The 18,804-nt window shown below is 71.8% G+C and carries 19 protein-coding genes; 7 read left to right on the top strand and 12 right to left on the bottom strand.

Annotated elements, in window-relative coordinates:
* Positions 1-9: 9 nt before the first annotated feature.
* The 3 genes from chsH3 to DJ010_RS06545 all read left to right on the top strand — a co-directional run bounded on the left by chsH3 (position 10) and on the right by DJ010_RS06545 (position 2,867).
* The gene (chsH3, locus tag DJ010_RS06555) at positions 10-888 is read left to right on the top strand and encodes an enoyl-CoA hydratase ChsH3 (protein WP_109692823.1); all 879 of its coding nucleotides are present in this window, start codon (positions 10-12) and stop codon (positions 886-888) included.
* A gap of 62 nt (positions 889-950) precedes the next feature.
* Positions 951-1,661 (top strand): phosphatase PAP2 family protein, encoded by a 711-nt coding sequence (locus DJ010_RS06550; protein WP_109692822.1) that lies wholly within the window; start codon positions 951-953, stop codon positions 1,659-1,661.
* Between the two features lie 9 nt (positions 1,662-1,670).
* Positions 1,671-2,867, top strand: a complete 1,197-nt coding sequence (locus DJ010_RS06545; RefSeq protein ID WP_109692821.1) for a DUF480 domain-containing protein — start codon at positions 1,671-1,673, stop codon at positions 2,865-2,867.
* Here DJ010_RS06545 and DJ010_RS06540 read toward each other — a convergent pair.
* On the bottom strand, positions 2,840-3,292 hold the full coding sequence (locus DJ010_RS06540) for an MOSC domain-containing protein (protein ID WP_211318675.1): 453 nt from the start codon (positions 3,290-3,292) through the stop codon (positions 2,840-2,842). The two genes, DJ010_RS06545 and DJ010_RS06540, sit on opposite strands and share 28 nt — an antisense overlap.
* On the bottom strand, positions 3,289-3,777 hold the full coding sequence (locus tag DJ010_RS06535) for a DinB family protein (RefSeq protein ID WP_109692820.1): 489 nt from the start codon (positions 3,775-3,777) through the stop codon (positions 3,289-3,291). The genes DJ010_RS06540 and DJ010_RS06535 overlap by 4 nt, the downstream gene beginning before the upstream one ends.
* A gap of 48 nt (positions 3,778-3,825) precedes the next feature.
* On the opposite strand from DJ010_RS06535, the gene DJ010_RS06530 reads away from it, so the two are divergent.
* On the top strand, positions 3,826-4,323 hold the full coding sequence (locus DJ010_RS06530; protein WP_109692819.1) for a cupin domain-containing protein: 498 nt from the start codon (positions 3,826-3,828) through the stop codon (positions 4,321-4,323).
* Positions 4,324-4,334: 11 nt separating this feature from the next.
* On the opposite strand, the gene DJ010_RS06525 is transcribed toward DJ010_RS06530, so the two are convergent.
* From DJ010_RS06525 to DJ010_RS06510, 5 genes are read right to left on the bottom strand one after another with little or no spacing between them, the layout of a single operon-like run.
* Positions 4,335-5,501 (bottom strand): lipid-transfer protein, encoded by a 1,167-nt coding sequence (locus DJ010_RS06525; RefSeq protein ID WP_109692818.1) that lies wholly within the window; start codon positions 5,499-5,501, stop codon positions 4,335-4,337.
* Complete coding sequence (locus tag DJ010_RS06520; protein ID WP_109692817.1) at positions 5,498-5,896, bottom strand: MaoC family dehydratase; 399 nt, start codon at positions 5,894-5,896, stop codon at positions 5,498-5,500. The genes DJ010_RS06525 and DJ010_RS06520 overlap by 4 nt, the downstream gene beginning before the upstream one ends.
* Positions 5,893-6,282, bottom strand: coding sequence for a Zn-ribbon domain-containing OB-fold protein (locus DJ010_RS22395; RefSeq protein ID WP_245927290.1), 390 nt, complete (start codon positions 6,280-6,282; stop codon positions 5,893-5,895). The genes DJ010_RS06520 and DJ010_RS22395 overlap by 4 nt, the downstream gene beginning before the upstream one ends.
* Positions 6,282-6,806, bottom strand: a complete 525-nt coding sequence (locus DJ010_RS22390) for an FAS1-like dehydratase domain-containing protein (protein WP_211318674.1) — start codon at positions 6,804-6,806, stop codon at positions 6,282-6,284. The genes DJ010_RS22395 and DJ010_RS22390 overlap by 1 nt, the downstream gene beginning before the upstream one ends.
* Positions 6,803-9,004, bottom strand: a complete 2,202-nt coding sequence (locus DJ010_RS06510; protein WP_109693137.1) for an acyl-CoA dehydrogenase family protein — start codon at positions 9,002-9,004, stop codon at positions 6,803-6,805. Before DJ010_RS06510 ends, DJ010_RS22390 begins: the two co-directional genes overlap by 4 nt.
* Positions 9,005-9,064: 60 nt before the next feature.
* Here DJ010_RS06510 and DJ010_RS06505 point away from each other — a divergent pair, with 60 nt between their 5' ends.
* Positions 9,065-9,937, top strand: a complete 873-nt coding sequence (locus tag DJ010_RS06505; protein ID WP_109692816.1) for a GTP-binding protein LepA — start codon at positions 9,065-9,067, stop codon at positions 9,935-9,937.
* Here the strand turns inward: DJ010_RS06505 and DJ010_RS06500 are convergent, their stop codons facing one another.
* Positions 9,938-11,362 (bottom strand): WS/DGAT/MGAT family O-acyltransferase, encoded by a 1,425-nt coding sequence (locus DJ010_RS06500; protein ID WP_109692815.1) that lies wholly within the window; start codon positions 11,360-11,362, stop codon positions 9,938-9,940.
* Between the two features lie 73 nt (positions 11,363-11,435).
* Between DJ010_RS06500 and DJ010_RS06495 the strand changes: the two genes are divergently transcribed.
* Positions 11,436-12,698, top strand: a complete 1,263-nt coding sequence (locus tag DJ010_RS06495) for an alpha/beta hydrolase (protein ID WP_109692814.1) — start codon at positions 11,436-11,438, stop codon at positions 12,696-12,698.
* A gap of 85 nt (positions 12,699-12,783) precedes the next feature.
* On the opposite strand, the gene DJ010_RS06490 is transcribed toward DJ010_RS06495, so the two are convergent.
* Complete coding sequence (locus DJ010_RS06490) at positions 12,784-14,766, bottom strand: acyl-CoA dehydrogenase family protein (protein WP_109692813.1); 1,983 nt, start codon at positions 14,764-14,766, stop codon at positions 12,784-12,786.
* A 51-nt stretch (positions 14,767-14,817) separates the two neighbouring features.
* Between DJ010_RS06490 and DJ010_RS06485 the strand changes: the two genes are divergently transcribed.
* Entirely contained in the window at positions 14,818-15,480 is a 663-nt protein-coding gene (locus DJ010_RS06485; protein ID WP_245927288.1) for a class I SAM-dependent methyltransferase, read from the top strand.
* Here DJ010_RS06485 and DJ010_RS06480 read toward each other — a convergent pair.
* Genes DJ010_RS06480 through DJ010_RS06470 form a run of 3 tightly spaced genes read right to left on the bottom strand, consistent with a single transcriptional unit; the run spans position 15,448 to position 18,647 of the window.
* Entirely contained in the window at positions 15,448-16,608 is a 1,161-nt protein-coding gene (locus tag DJ010_RS06480; RefSeq protein WP_109692812.1) for a prenyltransferase/squalene oxidase repeat-containing protein, read from the bottom strand. The genes DJ010_RS06485 and DJ010_RS06480 overlap by 33 nt on opposite strands.
* Positions 16,601-17,374: a class I SAM-dependent methyltransferase gene (locus DJ010_RS06475; protein ID WP_109693135.1), complete on the bottom strand. Its 774-nt coding sequence runs from the start codon at positions 17,372-17,374 to the stop codon at positions 16,601-16,603. The genes DJ010_RS06480 and DJ010_RS06475 overlap by 8 nt, the downstream gene beginning before the upstream one ends.
* The gene (locus DJ010_RS06470) at positions 17,361-18,647 is read right to left on the bottom strand and encodes a glycosyltransferase family 4 protein (RefSeq protein WP_109692811.1); all 1,287 of its coding nucleotides are present in this window, start codon (positions 18,645-18,647) and stop codon (positions 17,361-17,363) included. Before DJ010_RS06470 ends, DJ010_RS06475 begins: the two co-directional genes overlap by 14 nt.
* Between the last annotated feature and the right edge of the window lie 157 nt (positions 18,648-18,804).

Below are 18,804 nucleotides of genomic sequence, written 5' to 3'. Positions count from 1 at the left end.
AGGAAACGCATGCCGATCGACCCGTCCGTCGCGATCGGGGCCGACGTCGGCTCCACGTCGTTCTCGTGGACCGAGAGCGACGTGCTGCTCTACCACCTCGGCATCGGCGCGGGCTCCCGCGACGGTGACAACCTCTCCCCCTCCGCGCTCCGCTACACGCTGGACGGGCCCGGCCTGCAGGTGCTGCCGTCGTTCGGCGTCGTCGTCCCGACCTTCCACGAGACCGACCCGCCGCCGCTCGACCTGCCGGGCTGCGACATCAACCTCGCGCAGGTCGTGCACGGCTCGCAGTCGATCTCCGTGTCCGGTCCGCTGCCCACGTCGGGCTCGGCGACCGTGACCACGACGCTCACCGACGTCTGGGACAAGGGCAAGGCGGCCGTCATCTGGCAGGAGGGCGTCGCCCGCTCCGAGAGTGGTGAGGAGCTGTGGCGCACCCGCTCGTCGATCTTCGTGAAGGGCGAGGGCGGCTGGGGCGGCGACCGCGGCGGGTCGGAGCCGGTGGTCGTCCCCGAGCGCGAGCCCGACCTGGTGGCGTCGTACGACGTGACGCCGCAGCAGGCGCTGCTCTACCGCCTGTGCGGTGACCGCAACCCGCTGCACGCCGACCCCGACTTCGCGAAGACCGCCGGCTTCCCGGCACCGATCCTGCACGGTCTCTGCTCCTACGGGATCGTGCTCCGCGAGCTCACCGACGGGCTGCTCGGCAGCGACGCCGGCCGGGTCTCCGGGTTCACGGCCCGGTTCGCCGGGGTGGTGTTCCCGGGCGAGACGATCCGGGTCGCCGGCTGGCGTGAGGACGGGCGGATCGTCGCCGCCGCGACCATCGCCGGCGGCGAGCGGGACGGCTCCCCGGTCCTCGCCGACTGCGTCGTCAGCGCCGACTGAGCGACCGGGATCTCCCGGTCCTGTCCCGAAACCCGGCGTCCGCCCCTAGACTCCTCGCGACCATGGGGGATCGCGGACGGCAGCTAGCCGGACTCAGATGGGGCGCCGGCTTCACCACCGGCGTCATCACGGTCGCGCTCGCCAACGCGATCGCCCTCGCCATCGGCTTCGTCGCCAAGGCCCTCCAGGGCCCGGTCGACGAGCCGATCTTCGAGCGCATCGACCGCGCCGGCAACACCGACTGGACCGACGTCCTCGAGACGCTCACCCAGATGGGCAACGTCCGGCAGACGCAGATCCTCGGCGCGGTGCTCGCGATCGTCTTCGCGATCTGGTTCGCCACCCGCGGCTGGCGCTGGTGGGTGCCGATCGCCCTGTTCCCCGCCGCCTGGTGGATCGCCCGGCTGTGCCAGCTCACGATCGCTGCCATCGTCGACCGCGACCGCGACCTGATCAGCCTGGTCGGCACCAGGATCGGCGCGTTCCCGTCCGGGGGCTGCGCGCGGATCATCCTGATCTCGGGCACGGCGGTTGTGCTGGCGTCGTACTACGGCGCGCTGTCCAGGCGCACCACCCGGTGGCTCTACGGCATCCCGCTCGTGCTCGGTCTCGCCGAGGCCTACTTCCGGACCCGGCTCAACCAGCACTGGTTCACCGACGTGGTGGCCGGGGTGATCTACGGGTTCCTGTTGCTCGCGGCGCTGGACCGCACCCTGCGGGCCTTCGACCCAGATCCCGCGGAAAGAGGCCTGGCGCGCAGGAGGACTGCCTAGGCTCGACCCGTGGCCGATCTCCCTGTCCTGAGCGACGTCGACCAGCGGATCCTCGGGTGCCTGCTCGAGAAGCAGCGCACGGTCCCCGACTCCTACCCGTTGTCCCTCAACGCGCTGCGCACCGCCTGCAACCAGACCTCGAGCCGGGACCCGGTGGTGGCCTACGACGAGGCCCTCGTCGAGAGCGCCTGCCGTGACCTCAAGGACCGCGGCCTGCTGCGGATCGTGTGGGCCGATCGCGGCCCCCGGACCCTGAAGTACCACCAGGTGCTCAGCGAGCTTCTCGACCTCGCCGAGGACGAGCGGGCGCTGCTCACCGTGCTGCTGCTGCGCGGTCCGCAGGCCGCCGGGCTGCTCCGCACCCGCACCGAGCGACTGCACGCGTTCACCGACCGCAGCGACGTCGAGGCCACGCTCGAGCGGATGGCGGGCGCACCGACGCCGCTGGTGCGGGTGCTGCCCCGCAAGGCCGGAGAGCGGGACCCACGCTGGGTGCACCTCCTGGGCGACCAGCCCGCCGACGACACCGCCGCTCCCCCGGCACCGGCCGCCCAGATCGACCTGGCCACCCGCGACGAGCGGGTGCGGTCGTCGTACGACGCGGTGGCGAGCGGGTACGCCGACGCGCTGACCGACGAGCTCGAGCACCTGCCGTTCGAGCGCTGGCTGCTGGAACGGGTGGTCGAGCTGGCCGGTTACGCGCCCCTGGTCGAGGTCGGCTGCGGGCCGGGTCACGTCACGGCGTTCCTGACCGAGTGCGGCGCAGCCGCCACCGGGCTCGACCTCTCCCCCGCCATGGTGGAGCAGGCTCGCGGGCGCTACCCCGATGCGACGTACGAGGTCGGCGACCTGCGCCGGCTGATGCGCCCGACGACGGCGGACGGCTGGGGAGCTGTGCTGGCGTGGTACTCGCTCGTCCACACCACGCCGGCCGAGATGCCCGACGCGCTCGCGGCCCTGGTGCGGCCGTTGCGACCGGGCGGCTGGCTGGTCTACGCCGGGCACGCCGGCACCGGCCACGTCCACCGCGACGACTGGTTCGACGCGGCGGTCGACCTCGACTTCGTGCTGCAGGAGCCGGCTGCCGTCGCCGCCCTCTTCGAGAAGGCCGGCCTGGTCGACGTCGAGTGGTACCGGCGGGCGCCGGTCGCCGCACGTGGCGAGACGACCGAGCGGGCCTACGTGATCGGCAGGAGGTCCGGCTGAAGCACGGGGTCGCCCACCGCGATCGAGCCGCCCTCGAGCACGCGGAACACGGTCCCCGCCCGGCGGCGCAGTGCCTCCTGGGCACCCGCGCCGATCGTGTCGTCGAGCAGCTTGCACGGTGCCGCGACCCGCACCGCCTCGAGCAGCACGTCGCCGATGCGGAGCAGGGCGCCGGGATCACGGGGCACCGGGCCGTGGCTGATCGTGATGTTGCGCCGGGTGAGCTCCGAGAGGACCTCGCGGCCGAAGATCTCCGCGGCCTGGTCGAGGCTCTCCCGGCTCTGCACCGAGACGTGCCGGTGCTTCGCGCCGTGGTAGCGGTCGCCGACGATGCCCTTCCCCGCCTCGACCTCGACGCGGTCCTTGGCCTGCATCGGGAGCCGGCGCCCTTTGGCGATGTGGATCGCGACGACGGTGGGCGTCACGATCGCGCCGCGAGGACCTGCTCGCGCAGGATGTCGCCGTGGCCGGCGTGCCGGGCCAGCTCCTCGATCATGTGCACGTAGCTCCACCGCAGGGCGACCGGCCCGCGCCGGGCATGGGTCGCGGTGTCGTCGAGGTCGTGGTCGAACGCCACGCGATCGGACTCGGCGCACACGCGACGGAAGTTGTCGCTGATCGAGGCGATGGTGTCGTCGGGGGTGAGGGTGAAGCTCTCGTCGACCGTCTCAGGCACGCCGAGCTCGGCCCGTGTCCGGCCGGCCAGCGTGACGTGGAACCACACCTGCTCGGCGAAGGCGGCGTGCTTCACCAGCCCGAGCAGGGTGGTGAGCGAGGGCACCAGGCTGCGCCGCGCCTCCTCCTCGGTGAGCCCGTCGAGCAGGGCCAGGACCTCGGCGCGGTTCGCGGCGAGCGTGTCGACGAGGGTCTTGCGCTCGGATGCGGTGTAGTCGGGCTTCTCGCTGCTCACCCGGGAAGGCTACGCGGCCAGGCCCCGCGGTCGTCGTACGGTGAGCGCATGTCCTACCCTCCCCCGCTCTACGACGGTCCCGCCGGCGAGGTCTCCGCGACCATCAAGGCGGGTGCGGACGCCCCCGACCTGGTCTACCCGAACGGCAACCGGGTCACCTACCTCGCCCGCGGGGAGGGCACCGGCGGGCTGTTCGGGCTGTACAAGTGGGAGTTCTCCGAAGCGGTCAGCGGCCCGGACGCCCACTTCCACCGCACCATCTCGGAGTCCTTCTACATCCTCACCGGCGAGGTGAGGATCTACGACGGGCGGGCGTGGGTGACCGCCCGGCCGGGCGACTTCGCCCACGTCCCGCCCGGCGGGCTGCACGGCTTCCGCAACGAGTCCGGCGCGCCTGCCTCGATGCTGCTCCACTTCGCGCCGGGTGCGCCGCGGGAGGGCTACTTCGAGGGGCTCGACCGGCTCGCCCGTGGCGAGCAGTGGACCCAGGACGAGCGCGACGCCTTCATGGCCGCGCACGACAACCACTGGACTGAGTCAGACTGAGTCGGCTGGCGCTACCGGCTGAGCACCAGCCCGCTCGTCGGGACCCCGGTGCCGGCGGTGACCAGCACGTGGTGGGCGTCGTCGACCTGGTTGACCGAGGTGCCGCGGACCTGGCGGACGCCCTCGGCGATGCCGTTCATGCCGTGGATGTAGGCCTCGCCGAGCTGCCCGCCGTGGGTGTTGAGCGGCAGCCGGCCGCCGATCTCGATGGCGCCGTCCTTGACGAAGTCGGGAGCCTCGCCGCGACCGCAGAAGCCGAGCTCCTCCAGCTGCATGAGGACGTACGGCGTGAAGTGGTCGTAGAGCACCGCCATCGGCATCTCGTCCGGGGTCAGCCCCGACTGGCGCCACAGCTCCCGGCCGACCACGCCCATCTCCGGGATGCCGATGTCGTCGCGGTAGTACGACGTCATCACGAACTGGTCGCGTCCGCTCCCCTGGGCCGCCGCAACGACGTGCGCCGGCGGCTGGGCCAGGTCGCGGGCCCGCTCGGCGGAGGTGACGACGAGCGCGACGGCACCGTCGCTCTCCTGGCAGCAGTCGAGCAGGTGCAGCGGGTCGACGATCATCCGCGAGGCCTGGTGGTCCTCCAGCGTGATCGGCTTGCCGTGGAAGAACGCGTTGGGGTTGGTCGCCGCGTGGCGGCGGTCGGCGACCGCGACGCGGCCGAAGTCCTCGGAGGTGGCGCCGTACTCGTGCATGTAGCGGCGGGCCTGCATCGCCACCGTCGCGGCGGGGGTGCCGAGACCCATCGGGTAGGTCCAGGCGTTGTCGAGGCCGTTGGTGTTGACCTGGGTCGCCGCAGCGATCGAGACCTGGCCGAAGCGGGACTCCGAGCGCTCGTTGAAGCCGCGGTAGCAGACGACGACGTCGGCGACGCCGGTCGCCACCGCCATCGCGGCCTGCTGGACCGTCGCGCACGCCGCCCCGCCGCCGTAGTTGATGCGGCTGAAGAACCTCAGCTCGGGCAGCCCGAGCTCGCGGGCGACGGCGATCTCCGAGGACGTGTCCATGGTGAACGTCGTCAGCCCGTCGATGTCCGAGGTGGCGAGGCCGGCGTCGGCGACGGCGGCGCGGACCGCCTCGACGGAGAGCTGGAGCTCGGACCGGCCGGACTCCTTGGAGAACTCGGTCGCGCCGATGCCGACGATCGCCGCCTTCCCGCTGAGCCCGCTCACGAAGCGGTCTCCACGGCGACCTTCACGGTGCCGGTGACGTGGACTCCGAGGGAGACGTTGCCGACGACGTCGATGCTGGCCACCCCGTCGGCGACCTCGGTGACGGTGCCGCTGAACGTCAGCGTGTCGTAGGGGTGGGCGGGCGCGCCGAGCCGGATCGCGATGCCCTTGAGGTCGCAGTCGTGCCCGACCCAGTCGACGACGAACTTCTCGACCAGCCCGTTGGTGGTCAGGATGTTCATGAAGATGTCCTTCGACCCGGCCGCTTGGGCGACGTCGCGGTCGTGGTGCACGTCCTGCCAGTCGCGGGTCGCGATCGCTGTGCTGACGATCGTCGTCGGGGTCAGCGGCAGGCTCCACTCGGGGATCTGCAGCCCGGCCTCCAGGGTCCTCATACTCTCCTCCAGACGGGCAGGGTCAGCTCGTCGTCGACCTTGGTGAAGTCGACGCGCAGCCGCATCCCGATCTCGATCTCGTCGTCGGCCACGTCGGCCACCTCGCCCACCATCCGCACGCCCTCGTCGAGGTCGATGAGGGCGATCACGATCGGTAGCTCCTTGCCGGGCACCGGCGGGTGCCGGTGGACCACGTAGGAGAAGACGGTGCCGGTGCCGACCGCGACCTGGTGGCCGCGGTCGTAGGCGTCGCACTCCTGGCAGGCGGGACCGGGCGGGAACCGCTTCGCGCCGCAGGCGTTGCACGTCTGGATCCGCAGCTCGCCGACCTGGGTGCCCTCCCAGAAGAACCGGGAGTCGCGGTTGATCATCGGCCGGATGGCCATCAACGCTCCTTCGGGACGAACTTGAGCACGCGGAAGAGCATGGTCGCAACGAGCTCGTCCCCGACGTACCAGCGGTTGCGGGACGTCACGAAGTAGCCGACGCCCATCGCGGTGTTCTTCGGCCCGGCCACGGAGTCGAGCGCGGTGGTCACCCGGACCAGCTCGCCGACCCGCAGGTAGCGCTCGTAGGTCTGCTCGGTGTTGGTGCCGAGCACCGCGGTGTAGCCCTCGGCGGTGAGCAGCTCCATCATCGAGTGCAGCGGGTCGTCGGCCGCACGCTTGCGGCCGAGACCGGGCATCGTCCAGACCTGTGCCATCGACGGCGGCGCCTCCCCCTGGAGGAAGCGCTCGTTCTCGTAACCCATCGCGTCGAGCCAGGTGCCGATCGTCGGCTGGTTGACCTCCCACCGCGCCACGGTCTCGGATGCCTCCCCGAGCGCCTTGATGCGCTCCGCCTCGGCCATGATCCGCTCGTGGCGCTCGCGGGTCTCGACAGGCTCGACCACCGGTTCCGGCGTGCTCATCGCGGCACCCGGGGCAGCTTGAGTCCGAACATCGCGATCAGCTCGCGCTGCACCTCCTGGACACCACCGCCGAAGGTGAGCACCAGGTTGCGCTTGGCCTGCGCGTCCAGGTAGTCCAGCAGCTCCCGGGTCTCCGGGTCACCGGCGTCGCCGTGCCGGTGCACCGCGGCGATCAGGTCGGCCAGCAGGTGCTGCACATGGTCGGAGGCGAACACCTTCGTGGCGGAGGCGTCGGCGACGTTGATCTCGCCGGCGGCGGCCGCCCGCGCGACCTCCCAGTTGAGCAGCTCGTTCACCCGGAAGACCGCCGTCGCCTCGCCGAGCAGCGCGACCAGGTCGGGCTCCTGCCGGACGCCGGCCGCGTCCGCCCAGCGGACGATCCGGTCGCGCAGGCCCTCGATCCGCCCGGCCGGTCCGAGCATGACCCGCTCGTGGTTGAGCTGGGTCGTGATCAGCTTCCAGCCCTGGTTCTCCTCGCCCACGAGCATGTCGACGGGCACCCGGACGTCGTTGAAGTAGGTCGCGTTGACGTGGTGCGAGCCGTCGGCGGTGATGATCGGCGTCCAGCTGTAGCCGGGGTCCCTGGTGTCGACGATGAGGATCGAGATGCCCTTGTGCTTCGGGGCGTGGGGGTCGGTGCGGACGGCCAGCCACAGGTAGTCGGCCTGGTGGCCACCGGTGGTCCACAGCTTCTGCCCGTTGACGACGTAGTGGTCACCGTCGCGGCGCGCGGTGGTGCGCAGCGACGCCAGGTCGGTGCCGGCGTCCGGCTCGCTGTAGCCGATCGCGAAGTGGACGTCGCCGCTGAGGATCCTCGGCAGGAACAACTGCTTCTGCTTCTCGGTCCCGTAGCGGATCAGCGTCGGGCCGACGGTCTGCAGCGTCACCGCCGGCAGGTGCACGTCGTGGTACTGCGCCTCGTTGGCGAAGATCGTCTGCTCGACCTCACCGAGCCCGTGCCCGCCGTACTCCTTCGGCCAGCCGACGCCCATCCAGCCGTCGGCCCCCATCCGCTTGATCAGCTTCTGGTACGACGGACCGTGGCGGTCCCAAGCGCCCTCGACCGCGCCGGGGTCGTCGGGGTGCCCGTACTCGGCCGCGAGGCCGGCGAACCACGCGCGCAGCTCGGCCTTGAGAGCCCGCTGCTCCTCGCTCAGCTCGAGGTTCTTGCTCTCCGGCGCCTCGACCGGCACGTCGCCGGGCAGCGTGTCGAGGGCGTGGGTGAGGTCGGTGCCCCAGCTCGTGTAGCCGATCAGCGGGTAGGTGACGTCGACGCCCATGCCGCCGTGGAGGTGGTGGCAGGTGCGGAAGGCGGCGGGCGCGACCCGGCTCACCCAGTAGCCGGCGACCGCGAGGTCGTCGGCGGCCGGGAGGCCCTGCGCGACCCGCCACACGGCGTTGTCGGCGGCGAGGTCCAGGGTGCGGCTGGCGACGTAGACGTCGGCCATCTGCAGCGCGACCGCCTGGAACTCCGCCAGCACCCGGCCGAACTGCTCGCGACCCTTCACGTAGCCGGCGGTCAGGTCGCGGGCGCCGGCGAGCACCCCGGCGGCGGTCACGGCGAGACCGGCGGTCGCGACGTCGCGGAGGTACGCCGCCGCCCCGCTCTCCAGCGGCTCGGCGGGCGCGTCCTCGAGCACGACCGTGAAGGTCGGCGTCGGCGTGGAGGCGCTGGCGGGCAGCAGCGTGACCCCTGGGCCCTGCGGGTCGACGAGCACGACGGTCCCGCCGGTGTCGCCGCCGTCCTCGGCGACCACGAGCAGGGCGGTCGCGGTGTCCGCGTAGGTGACCGCGGTCTTGCGACCGGTCACCCGGCCGCCGGCGTACGACGTCACCGTGCTGGTCGAGCCCGTCGAGACCTCCCGCAGCGCGGGCGTGACCACGGCGCCCTCGGCGATCGCGGGCAGGTGCTCCTTGCGCTGGGCCTCGGTGCCGAAGCGGGCCAGCGTGAGCGCGCCGCAGCACAGGCTCTCCCAGGCGGGCACCCGCTGCGCGGAGCGGCCGGACTCGCGCAGCAGCACCGCCACCGCCTCCAGACCGAGGCCGTCACCGCCGTGCTCCTCCGGGACCGGGAGCGCGGTCAGGCCGGCGGCCTGCCAGGCTGCCCAGTCCCCGGCACCGTCCGAGCGCCCGAGCACCTCGGTGACGACCGCGCGTACCGCACTGATCTCTTCGCCATCACTAGGAGCACCTGTCACGGGCAGAACTGTAACGTGTTCTAGTTCGCGGCGCACGGAGGAGTCCGCCACAATGTGCGCGTGCCGCGCGTGACACGAGGACTCGAGCGCCGCCTCGCCGACCACGTCGCCCGCCTCGCCGACGAGCACCCGCCGCTGCGCCTCGACGACGTCGACTTCACCGTCGTCGACCCGGTCGCTCTCGGCCGGCGCTACGGCCACGTCCTCGACTACATGGCGCGGGTCGAGCTGGAGGTCGACCGCAACGTCCTCGAGCTCACGACCCTGCTCCCGGACCCGCCCGAGGTCGACCGCTGGTTCTACGCCGACGTGTGGCAACCGCAGGAGATCCAGCACGGCCGGATCCTCGACCAGCTGCAGGTCGAGCTCGGCCGGTCGCCGACGACGCCGGACACCGACACCGTCAGCCTCAAGCTGCGGCTGCTGGGCGCGCTCGCCCACCTGCCCGCCTTCCAGGACGTGTGCCGGATGCTCTACTACCTCACCGGGATGTCGACCGAGCGGCAGGCGGTGCTGGCCTACAACAAGCTCCACGACGGCACCGCCGCCATGGGCGAGCGGGCGGTCGCGCAGACCGTGGTCGCACCGATCAAGCGCCAGGAGCCCGGCCACTTCGTCTTCTACCAGCTGTCCGCGCGCGGGCTGTGGGAGCAGCTCGCCGGCTGGCAGCGCTGGCTGGTCCGGCGGATGCGCACGATCTCCTACGGCCCGGTCGGTGCGAGCTCCGACGAGCAGCGCGCCGACTTCGGCGACGTGATGATCACGCTCGGCATGACGGCCGACGAGGAGATGGCCGCCAAGGCGGTGCGGGTCGAGCGCGAGCTGCTCTGGGCGCACCGGCAGGGCATGGACGTGCCGCCGTACGTCCTCAAGGCTTTCCACCGTGCCGTCGACCTGGCCCGGCAGCGCGCTGAGCGGAGCGTCCCGGACTGATCAGTCCTTCGCTGCGACCGCCTTTCGGAGCCGCTCGAGCTCACCCGGGAAGTGCTGCACGAGCGCGTCCGGGTCCGGCATCGACTCGCGGCAGGCGAGGGCGCCGACGTGGATCCGGCCGGCGTTGGACATCACCGTGAGGTTGAGCCCGGCGCCGTGGAAGACCGGACCGAGCGGGTAGAGCGCCTCGATCTGCGCGCCCATGAAGTAGAGCGGCACCGGCGGTCCCGGGACGTTCGAGATGACCAGGTTGTGGACGACCGGGTGCTTCTCGGCGAGGCGCAGGTTGGCGTAGGTGCGGACCGCGAGGCCGAACGTGCGTGGCGCGGCGAACTCCGCCCAGTCCTGCAGGGCGTCCGCGCTGATCGCTTTGTGGTGGTCCTTCGCGTGCCGGTTGCGCTCGGCCATCATCCCGAGCCGCTCGAGCGGGTCGGCGATGTCGGTGCCGAGCTTGGTGAACAACGCGGAGACCTTGTTGGCGCCCTCGGCGCGCCGGGAGGTCTCCCGCACACTCACCGGGACGGTCGCCAGGAGCGACGTGGCCGGGAGCTCGCCGCGCTCGTCGAGGTAGGAGCGCAGGGCGCCGCCGGCCAGCGTCAGCACCACGTCGTTGACGGTGGTGCCGGTCGCCTTCTTGATCTCGCGGACGTCGTCGAGCCGCAGGTCGGCCAGCCCGATCGAGCGGTGCCCGGTGATGGTGCCGTTGAACGAGGTCCGCGGGGCCGAGAACGGCGCCGCCATCGCCGTACCCTCCCGGGCGCGACCGATCGTCTTGGTGATCAGCTGCGCGGACGGCCGCAGCACCCGGGCCAGGGTGACGGGCCTGGTCGCGGTCCCCATCACGGCGCGGCCGAGCAGCTCGCCGCGGCTCGGGTCGCGGCCGTGGCTCTGCTCGTCGACCAGCGCGAGCGGAGCGCTGTCGGGCTCCAGCGAGCACAGGTGGGAGATCAGGTTGGAGCCGGAGACGCCGTCGACGGTGGCGTGGTGCATCTTCGAGAAGACGACGATCCGCTCGTCGCCCGGCTGCCCCTCGGCATCCTCGGGGCGGTAGCCCTCGATCACCCACATCTCCCACAGCGGGCGGGACCGGTCCAGCGGCAGCGCGGCGAGGTGGGAGCAGAGGTCGATCAGCTCCCGGTAGCCGCCCGGGCTCGGCACCGCGAGCCGGTGCACGTGGCGCTCGATGTCGAACTGCTGGTCGCGCACCCAGATCGGGTGGTCCAACCCCAGCGGCACGCCGCGGATCTTGCGGGTGAACGCCGGGACGTCGTGGACGCTGTCGTCGATGCCGGCCATCAGGTCGTCGAAGGTGTACGGCGTCGGCATGGTGCTCTGGTCGAGGACCATCACCGCACACACGTGCATCAGCTGGGCAGGCGTCTCGAGGTAGAGAAAGCTCGCATCGAGCCCGGACAAGCGCTGCATCCCGTCGCTCCCATCAGCACGGAAAGTAGAACGAGTTCTCATTCTGCACCACCCGGCGGCTAATCTCCTCATCATGGTCTCCGGCTTCGTCGCCCGCCAGGCTGTCAACGCAGCGCTCACCGCCAACGCCGTCCAGCCGGTCCCCGGCTATCGGGCGGGCGTCCCTGCCTTCGCCGCGGGCTGGCTCACCAGCGAGCTGGCACCGCAGGTCCTCGCCGCGACGGTGGTGGACACCGCCGCCCACCTCGCCCGCGGCCGCCGCGACCGGCTCGGCCTCGCCCTGGCCGCGGTCAGCGCAGCAGGGCTCGGCTACCTCGTCGGCCAGAGCCGCCGCGCCGTCCAGATCGCGGAGGACGCACTCGTCGAGGGCCTCGGCGTCGACTACGTCGAGCAGCTGGACCAAGCACCCTCCCCCGCCGACCTCGCCACGCCCTGGCGGCGGGTCGCCAACCCGTTCGCGTTCGGCCGCGAGCGCCGCCGCGCCGGGGTCGAGGTGAAGCGCGACGTCCCGTTCGCGCCGTACGGCAAGCGCGGGATGCTCGACATCTACACCTCCACCACCACGCCCGAGTCCGGGGCGCCGGTCCTCCTCCACGTCCACGGCGGTGCCTGGACCATCGGCACCAAGGAGCAGCAGGGTCTCGCGCTGATGGAGCACCTCGCGGCCAAGGGGTGGGTCTGCGTGTCGGTCAACTATCGGCTCGCGCCGCGAGACCGCTGGCCGGCGCAGATCGTCGACGTCAAGCAGGCCATCGCGTGGATCAAGGACAACATCGCCGACTACGGCGGGGACCCGGAGTACCTCGCGATCACCGGCGGCTCCGCCGGCGGGCACCTGTCGTCACTGGCGGCGCTGACCCCCAACGATCCCCAGTTCCAGCCCGGGTTCGAGGAGAAGGACACCACCGTCCAGGTCGCGGTGCCGCACTACGGCGTCTACGACATGGCCGGCGTCGGGGGCAACCGCAAGGTCGAGATGATGCGCGACCTGTTCCTGGCGAAGCGGGTGTTCCCGCAGTCGTACGCCGAGGCGCCCGAGGCCTACGAGGCCGCGACCCCGCTGCTGCGGGTCACCCCCGACGCGCCGGACTTCTTCGTGCTCCACGGCCGCAACGACACGCTGGTCGGCGTCGACCAGGCGCGGCAGCTCGTCGAGCGGCTGCGGGAGACGTCGAAGCGCACCGTGGTCTACGCCGAGCTCCCCCGTGCCCAGCACGCCTTCGACGTGATCCCGTCGATCCGCGGGCTCCACATCGTGCGCGCCATCGACCGCTACCTGCACTGGCACTGGAACACCTGGCGCCGCGAGCGCGAGCCGGCGCAAACTCACGCCTGAGACTCGCCGACCCGGCGCAAACTCACGCCTGAGACCCGCCGACCCGGCGCAAACTCACGCCTGAGACCCGCCGACCCGGCGCAAACTAACGCGGCAGGCCGAGGATCCGCTCGCCGACCACGTTGCGGAGGATCTGGGTGGTGCCGCCCGCGATCGACAGGCAGCGGGTGTTGAGCATCTCCCAGACGTCGGCAGCGACCCCGTCGGCGTCGCGCTCGATCGTGCCGATCGCCGCCAGCGCGTCGCCCTGGAGCTCGACGACCAGCTCCGAGGACGACTGACGGCTGCGGACGCCGAGCAGCTTGGCGACGCTCGACTCCGCGCCGGGACCGTGGCCGCCGATCGCACGGAGCGTCGTGCGGACGCCGAGCAGACCGCAGACGGTCGCCAGTGCAACGGCGTGGCCGATCCTGGCCTGGTCGACCGGACCGACCCCGGCCGCCGCCAGGGTGACGGCGCGCTCGACGCTCTTGCCGAGCCGGGCGCTGGCCATCGCCACCCGCTCGTTGGCGAGCGTCGTGCGGGCCAGCCGCCAGCCGTCGCCGGGCTCGGCGACGACGCACTCGTCGGGGACGAACACCTCGTCGAGGAAGACCTCGTTGAAGAGCGCCTCACCCGTGATCTCACGCAGCGGGCGCACCTCGATGCCGGGCGACTTCATGTCGACGAGGAAGTAGGTGATGCCCTTGTGCTGCGGGGCGTCCTGGTCGGTGCGGGCCAGGCAGATGCCCCAGTCGGCCCGCTCGGCGACCGACGTCCACACCTTCTGGCCGGTCAGCTTCCAGCCGTTGTCGACCCGCGTCGCCTTCGTCCGCAACGACGCGAGGTCGGAGCCGGAGCCGGGCTCGGAGAACAGCTGGCACCAGACCAGCTCACCGAGCAGCGAGGGCCGGACGAAGCGCTCGCGCTGCTCGTCGGTGCCGTGCTGCAGGATCGTCGGCACCGCCCAACCGGCGATCACGAGGTCCGGTCGGGTGACCCCGGCCCGGCCGAGCTCCTGGTCGATCACGACCTGGGTCACCGGGTCGGCGGCCAGGCCGTACGGCTCGGGCCAGTGCGGCGTCAGGTAGCCGGTCTCGACCAGCGCGGCGCGCCGGTCGGCCTCCGGAAGGGCGGCGATCCGCTCGGCGGTCGCCCGCGCCTCCGGGCGGACCTCCTCGTCGAGACCGCCGAGGTCCAGGTCCACGCGTCGTCGTACGCCCTCGACGGCGGCGGCTGTCAGCCGGGTCGCCGCCTCGTCGGCCGGACCCACGAGCGCGCGCAGCGACACCGCGCGCCGCAGGTAGAGATGGGCGTCGTGCTCGTAGGTGAAGCCGATGCCGCCGAGCACCTGGACGCAGGACTTCGCGACCTCGACGGCGCCGTCGAAGCAGATCGCCTGGGCGACGTCGACGGCGAAGGACCATTGCTCCTCGGCACCGTCAGCGGCGCACGCCGCGTCCCACGCCGCCGCGGTCACCGCCTCCGCGGTCTCGAGCATCTCCGAGCAGAGGTGCTTGATCGCCTGGAAGGACCCGATCGGCTTGCCGAACTGCTCGCGCACCTTGGCGTAGGCCACCGCGGTGTCGAGGCACCAGCGCGCGACGCCGGAGGCCTCCGCGGCCGCGAACGTCACGGCGGTACGACGCAGCCGCTCGTCGATCTCGCCTCCGTCGGTGGCCGCACCGTGCCGGGCGCTGAGGTCGATGCCGTCCAGCGGCGGCGCGGTGCCGGCCGTGCCGCCGTCCCACACGATCCCGCCCGGCCGCACCTGCACGCCGTGCCGACCCGGCTTCCCGGTCACCGTCGCACCGACGGCCGCGCCGAGCAGCCCGCCCGGCACCAGCTCGTAGGCGCAGGCCTCGAGCGCGACCGCCTGGTCGAGGACCGTGCCGCCCCCGCCGCCGGCGGACTCGGGGACCGCGATCGCCGTCACGCCCATCTCCTCGACGGCGCCCCACACGTCGTCGAAGGTCTCCTCAAGGCGCCCCTCGGCGGCCCGAACGGCCTCGAGCGCGCCGAGGCTGGCGGCCCACTTGCGCAGGCTGGTCGCGAGCTCGTCATGCTCGTCGGTGATCCCGATGGACATGGCACCCCTGTCGAAAACTAGAACTTGTTCTAAGACTACTAGAGTCGACCCATGACCGACACGATGCCGCCGGACCTGCTCGAGCACGCGCTCGCGGCCAAGGGGTTCATGCCGCCCGAGGAGGGCGCGCTCCTCCACCGGGTCGCGCGCGAGCGACTGCCGCACGGGCCGGCGCTCGAGGTCGGCACCTACTGCGGCAAGTCGGCGGTCTACCTCGGTGCGGCCGCGCGCGAGGTGGGCGGCACGGTGTTCACCGTCGACCACCACCGCGGCTCGGAGGAGAACCAGGCGGGTTGGGAGCACCACGACCCGACCGTGGTCGACCGCGAGCTCGGGGTGATGGATACGCTGCCGACCTTCCGGCGCACGATCGCGCGGGCCGGCCTCGAGGACGAGGTCGTCGCCGTCGTCGGCCGGTCGACGACCGTCGCCGCGCACTGGCGCGCGCCGCTGTCCTTGCTGTTCATCGACGGCGGGCACGGCGAGCAGCCGGCCCGCGACGACTTCGAGTCCTGGGCGCACTGGGTGATGCCGGACGGGCTGTTCGCCATCCACGACGTGTTCGAGGACCCCGCGGACGGCGGGCGGCCGCCGTACGAGCAGATCTACCTGCCGGCCCTCGCCAGCGGCGCGTTCGCGGAGGTCGACGCCGTCGGCTCGATGCGCGTCCTCCGGCGGACGTCAGGTACGGCGGGCGACGCGCTCGGAGGTTGACGTGCACTCGCACTCGAGGGCGATCTCCTCGAAGTGCGGCGCCAGCGACGTGCCGCGCATGATGCCGGAGCCGGGGCTGCTGTGGCCGAAGGTCTCCCCCAGCGCGTCCGCGGCCAGGATCACCGCGGCGGCCGTGTAGGTCGTGCGCTCGTCGGGCCAGTGCACGTTGCGCGGCTCGACCTCGCCGGCCTCGTTGGTGACCGCGACCTCGGCAGCGTTGTCGCCGTACACCCAACCAGTCCAGTACTCCCCGCGCTCACCGCGCAGGTGCTGCATCTCGGTGAAGAGGGTGAGCGCGCGACGGTGGTCGCCGAGCCCGTCGAGGGCCATCGCCAGCTCGCAGGTCTCCGCACCGGTGACCCACGGGTTGGTGTCGACGCAGCGGATGCCGAGCCCGGGCACGACGAAGTCGTCCCAGCGGGACTCGATGAGCTCGAACGCGTCCCGACCGCGCACCGCGCCGCCGAGGACCGGGTAGTACCAGTCCATCGAGAACGTGCTCTTGTCGGCGAACAGGTCGCGGTGCACGCGCACCGCGTGGCCGAGGCGACCGCCCGCGAGCTCCCACTCCGGCTGCGGGTCGTCCATCAGGTCGGCGAGCGCGACGCCGGCCCGCAGCGAGTGGTAGATCGACGAGCTGCCGGTGAGCAGGCAGAAGTCGTCGACCGGGGTCCAGCGGATGCCGCCGAACGGCTCCTGCAGCGACACCACCCAGTCGAGGGCCGCGCGGACCGTGGGCCAGTAGCGCTCGACGAACCGGATGTCGCGGCGGACCAGCCAGTGGTGCCAGAGACCGACGGCGAAGTACGCCGACATGTTGACCTCGCCGCGCTCGTCGTCGGGCTGGCCGTCGACGATCTTCATGGGGAACGAGCCGTCCGCACGCTGCATCGTCGGGATCCACGCGTAGGCGCGCTCCGCGGCGGCCACCTGGCCACCGACGAGCATCGCCATCGCGCCCTCGACGTGGTTCCAGATGTCGACGTGCTCGCCCGGCGTCCACGGGATCGCGCCCCACGGCTCCTGCATGGCCGCGATCGACGCCGCCGTCTCCGCGATGTCGACGGCGCTCAGCACGCCGTCGACGTACGGCAGGCGCGCGAGGGGTACCTCGGAGACCTCAGGCACGCGCCGCGCCCTCCTGGCTGTCGGCGTCGGGCTTGCGGAAGTAGAGCACCATGCTCTTCCCGATCACCGGGTCGAGCACCTTGGCGGCCAGCTGGAGAGCCTTCGGCTGCTTCATGATCTCCCACACGAGCAGCTTGTGGTACGCCTTCGCGAGCGGGTGGTCGTCGTTCTCGACGCCGACCGCGCACTTGATCCACCAGTACGGCGAGTGCAGGCCGTGCGCGTAGTCCTTGCCCTCGAAGATCATCGCCTCGCCCGGCGTGCCGTCGTTGGGACGGCCGGCCTTGGTGACCTTGTCGACCAGCTCGTGGTCGGTGTAGATGCGGATGTGGCCGCCCTCGGCGTTGTGGTAGTCGTCAGACAGCTTCCAGTTGACGACCTCCGGCAGCCAGCGCGGCACCGAGATCGCCAGCGTGCCGCCGGGGCGCAACACGCGCACCAGCTCCTTGATCGCGGTGACGTCCTCCCAGATGTGCTCGAGGACCTCGGCCGCGACGATCCGGTCGAACTCGCCGTCGGCGAACGGCAGCGCCAGCGCGTCGCCCTGCTTGACGTCCGCCTCGGCGCCCTCGGGCACCTCGCCGGCCTCCTTCATGGCGACGAAGAGGTTGCGGACGTTCTCGAGCTCCTCGGCGTCCATGTCGAACGCGACGACGTCCGCGCCGCGGCGGTACATCTCGAAGCTGTGGCGGCCGGCACCGGCGCCCATGTCGAGGACGCGGTCACCCGGCCCGAGGCCGAGCCGGTCGAAGTCAACGGTCAGCATCTGCTTGCTCCTCCTGGTACTGCGCGATCACGTCCTCGAGCACCTCGGCGGTCTTCACCGCCACGGCGCTCCAGCTGAAGAGGTCCTTGACCCGCTGGCGACCGGCGGCGCCCATCCGTGCCCGGCGCTCCGGGTCGTCGAGCAGGGCGGCGACCGCTGCGGTCAGCGCACCCACGTCGCCGGGCTCGACGACGTCCGCGCACAGGCCGTCCGGCCCGACGACCTCGGGGATCGCGCCCGCGCGCGAGACGACGAGCGGGGTCTCGCACGCCATCAGCTCGGCCGTCGGCAGCGAGAAGCCCTCGTAGAGGGAGGGGACGCAGGCGAGCTCGGCGGAGCCCATCAACGCGACCAGCTCGTCGTCGGTCAGGCCGTTGGCGAAGCTCACGCTGTCGGCGATGCCGAGCTTGTCGATGAGCTTCTCGGTGACGCCGCCCTCCTTGGGCTTGGTCACCAGGACCAGCTCGACGTCGCGCTCGGTGCGCAGCTTCGCGAACGCCTCGAGCAGGATGTGGATGCCCTTGAGCGGCGCGTCGGCGCTCGCCATCGCGAGGATCCGGCCCGGGATCCGGGGCTCGGTGGGGGCGCGGAACCGGTCGTCGACGCCGAGCAGGATGGTCTCGATGCGCGCGGGGTCGACGTCGAACTCGCGCGCGACGTCGCGCTTCGAGGACTCCGACGGCACCAGGACCTGTCGCAGGCGGGGTGCGGTGCGCTTCTGCTCGTTGAGGAAGGAGTACCAGCGCCAGACCCCGATCTTGGGGAACTCCACCCGCCACTTGGAGCCGGCCTTGCGTCGTACCCAGGGCGCGACCTCGAGCTCGATCGCGCGGTCCATCGTGATCGGGTGGTGGATGGTGGATGCCAGCGGCAAGCCGAACTTCTCGACCTCGAGGATCGGCGTGGCGAGCGTCTGGTTGTCGAAGACGATGTCGAACTCGTCGCGGCGGGCGCGCAGCAGCTTCACCACGCGCTTGGCGAAGGTGATCGGCTCCGGGAAGGCCCCGCTGCGCATCCGGACCCACTCCTCGACGTCGATCCGGTCGCGGAACTCGCGCGGGTGCGGGTTGCGGAACTCGTCGCCGGGTCGGTAGAGGTCGAGGCTCGGGACCTTGGTGAGGACGACGCCCTCGTCGAGCTCGGGATAGGGCTGACCGGAGAAGACCTCGACGGTGTGCCCGAGCGCGACCAGCTCCCGGCTCAGCCGCCGGATGTAGATGCCCTGCCCGCCCACGTGGGGCTTGCTGCGGTACGACAGCATCGCGATCCGCATGCCGACTCCTCTTCCTCGATCCGGCACAGCAGCTCGGTGGAGCGGGGCCGACCCAAACGTAGAACGTGTTCCTATTATGGGCTACGTACCAGTAGCCTATCTTCGAGCGTCCACCCGGGAAGCATCGCGGACGGGCGCACAGATCTGAACATTCCGG

The sequence above is a fragment of the Nocardioides silvaticus genome, from assembly GCF_003160695.1.
GTDB classification, from domain to species: domain Bacteria; phylum Actinomycetota; class Actinomycetes; order Propionibacteriales; family Nocardioidaceae; genus Nocardioides; species Nocardioides silvaticus.
This window is presented reverse-complemented; position numbering and strand designations above follow the sequence as displayed.

Bases quoted from the DNA above. Each gene is read 5' to 3' on its own strand.
- chsH3 (WP_109692823.1), top strand. From the start codon at position 10: ATGCCGATCGACCCGTCCGTCGCGATCGGGGCCGACGTCGGCTCCACG.
- DJ010_RS06550 (WP_109692822.1), top strand. From the start codon at position 951: ATGGGGGATCGCGGACGGCAGCTAGCCGGACTCAGATGGGGCGCCGGC.
- DJ010_RS06530 (WP_109692819.1), top strand. From the start codon at position 3,826: ATGTCCTACCCTCCCCCGCTCTACGACGGTCCCGCCGGCGAGGTCTCC.
- DJ010_RS06520 (WP_109692817.1), bottom strand. From the start codon at position 5,896: ATGAGGACCCTGGAGGCCGGGCTGCAGATCCCCGAGTGGAGCCTGCCG.
- DJ010_RS22395 (WP_245927290.1), bottom strand. From the start codon at position 6,282: ATGGCCATCCGGCCGATGATCAACCGCGACTCCCGGTTCTTCTGGGAG.
- DJ010_RS22390 (WP_211318674.1), bottom strand. From the start codon at position 6,806: ATGAGCACGCCGGAACCGGTGGTCGAGCCTGTCGAGACCCGCGAGCGC.
- DJ010_RS06500 (WP_109692815.1), bottom strand. From the start codon at position 11,362: ATGCAGCGCTTGTCCGGGCTCGATGCGAGCTTTCTCTACCTCGAGACG.
- DJ010_RS06495 (WP_109692814.1), top strand. From the start codon at position 11,436: ATGGTCTCCGGCTTCGTCGCCCGCCAGGCTGTCAACGCAGCGCTCACC.
- DJ010_RS06490 (WP_109692813.1), bottom strand. From the start codon at position 14,766: ATGTCCATCGGGATCACCGACGAGCATGACGAGCTCGCGACCAGCCTG.
- DJ010_RS06485 (WP_245927288.1), top strand. From the start codon at position 14,818: ATGACCGACACGATGCCGCCGGACCTGCTCGAGCACGCGCTCGCGGCC.
- DJ010_RS06475 (WP_109693135.1), bottom strand. From the start codon at position 17,374: ATGCTGACCGTTGACTTCGACCGGCTCGGCCTCGGGCCGGGTGACCGC.
- DJ010_RS06470 (WP_109692811.1), bottom strand. From the start codon at position 18,647: ATGCGGATCGCGATGCTGTCGTACCGCAGCAAGCCCCACGTGGGCGGG.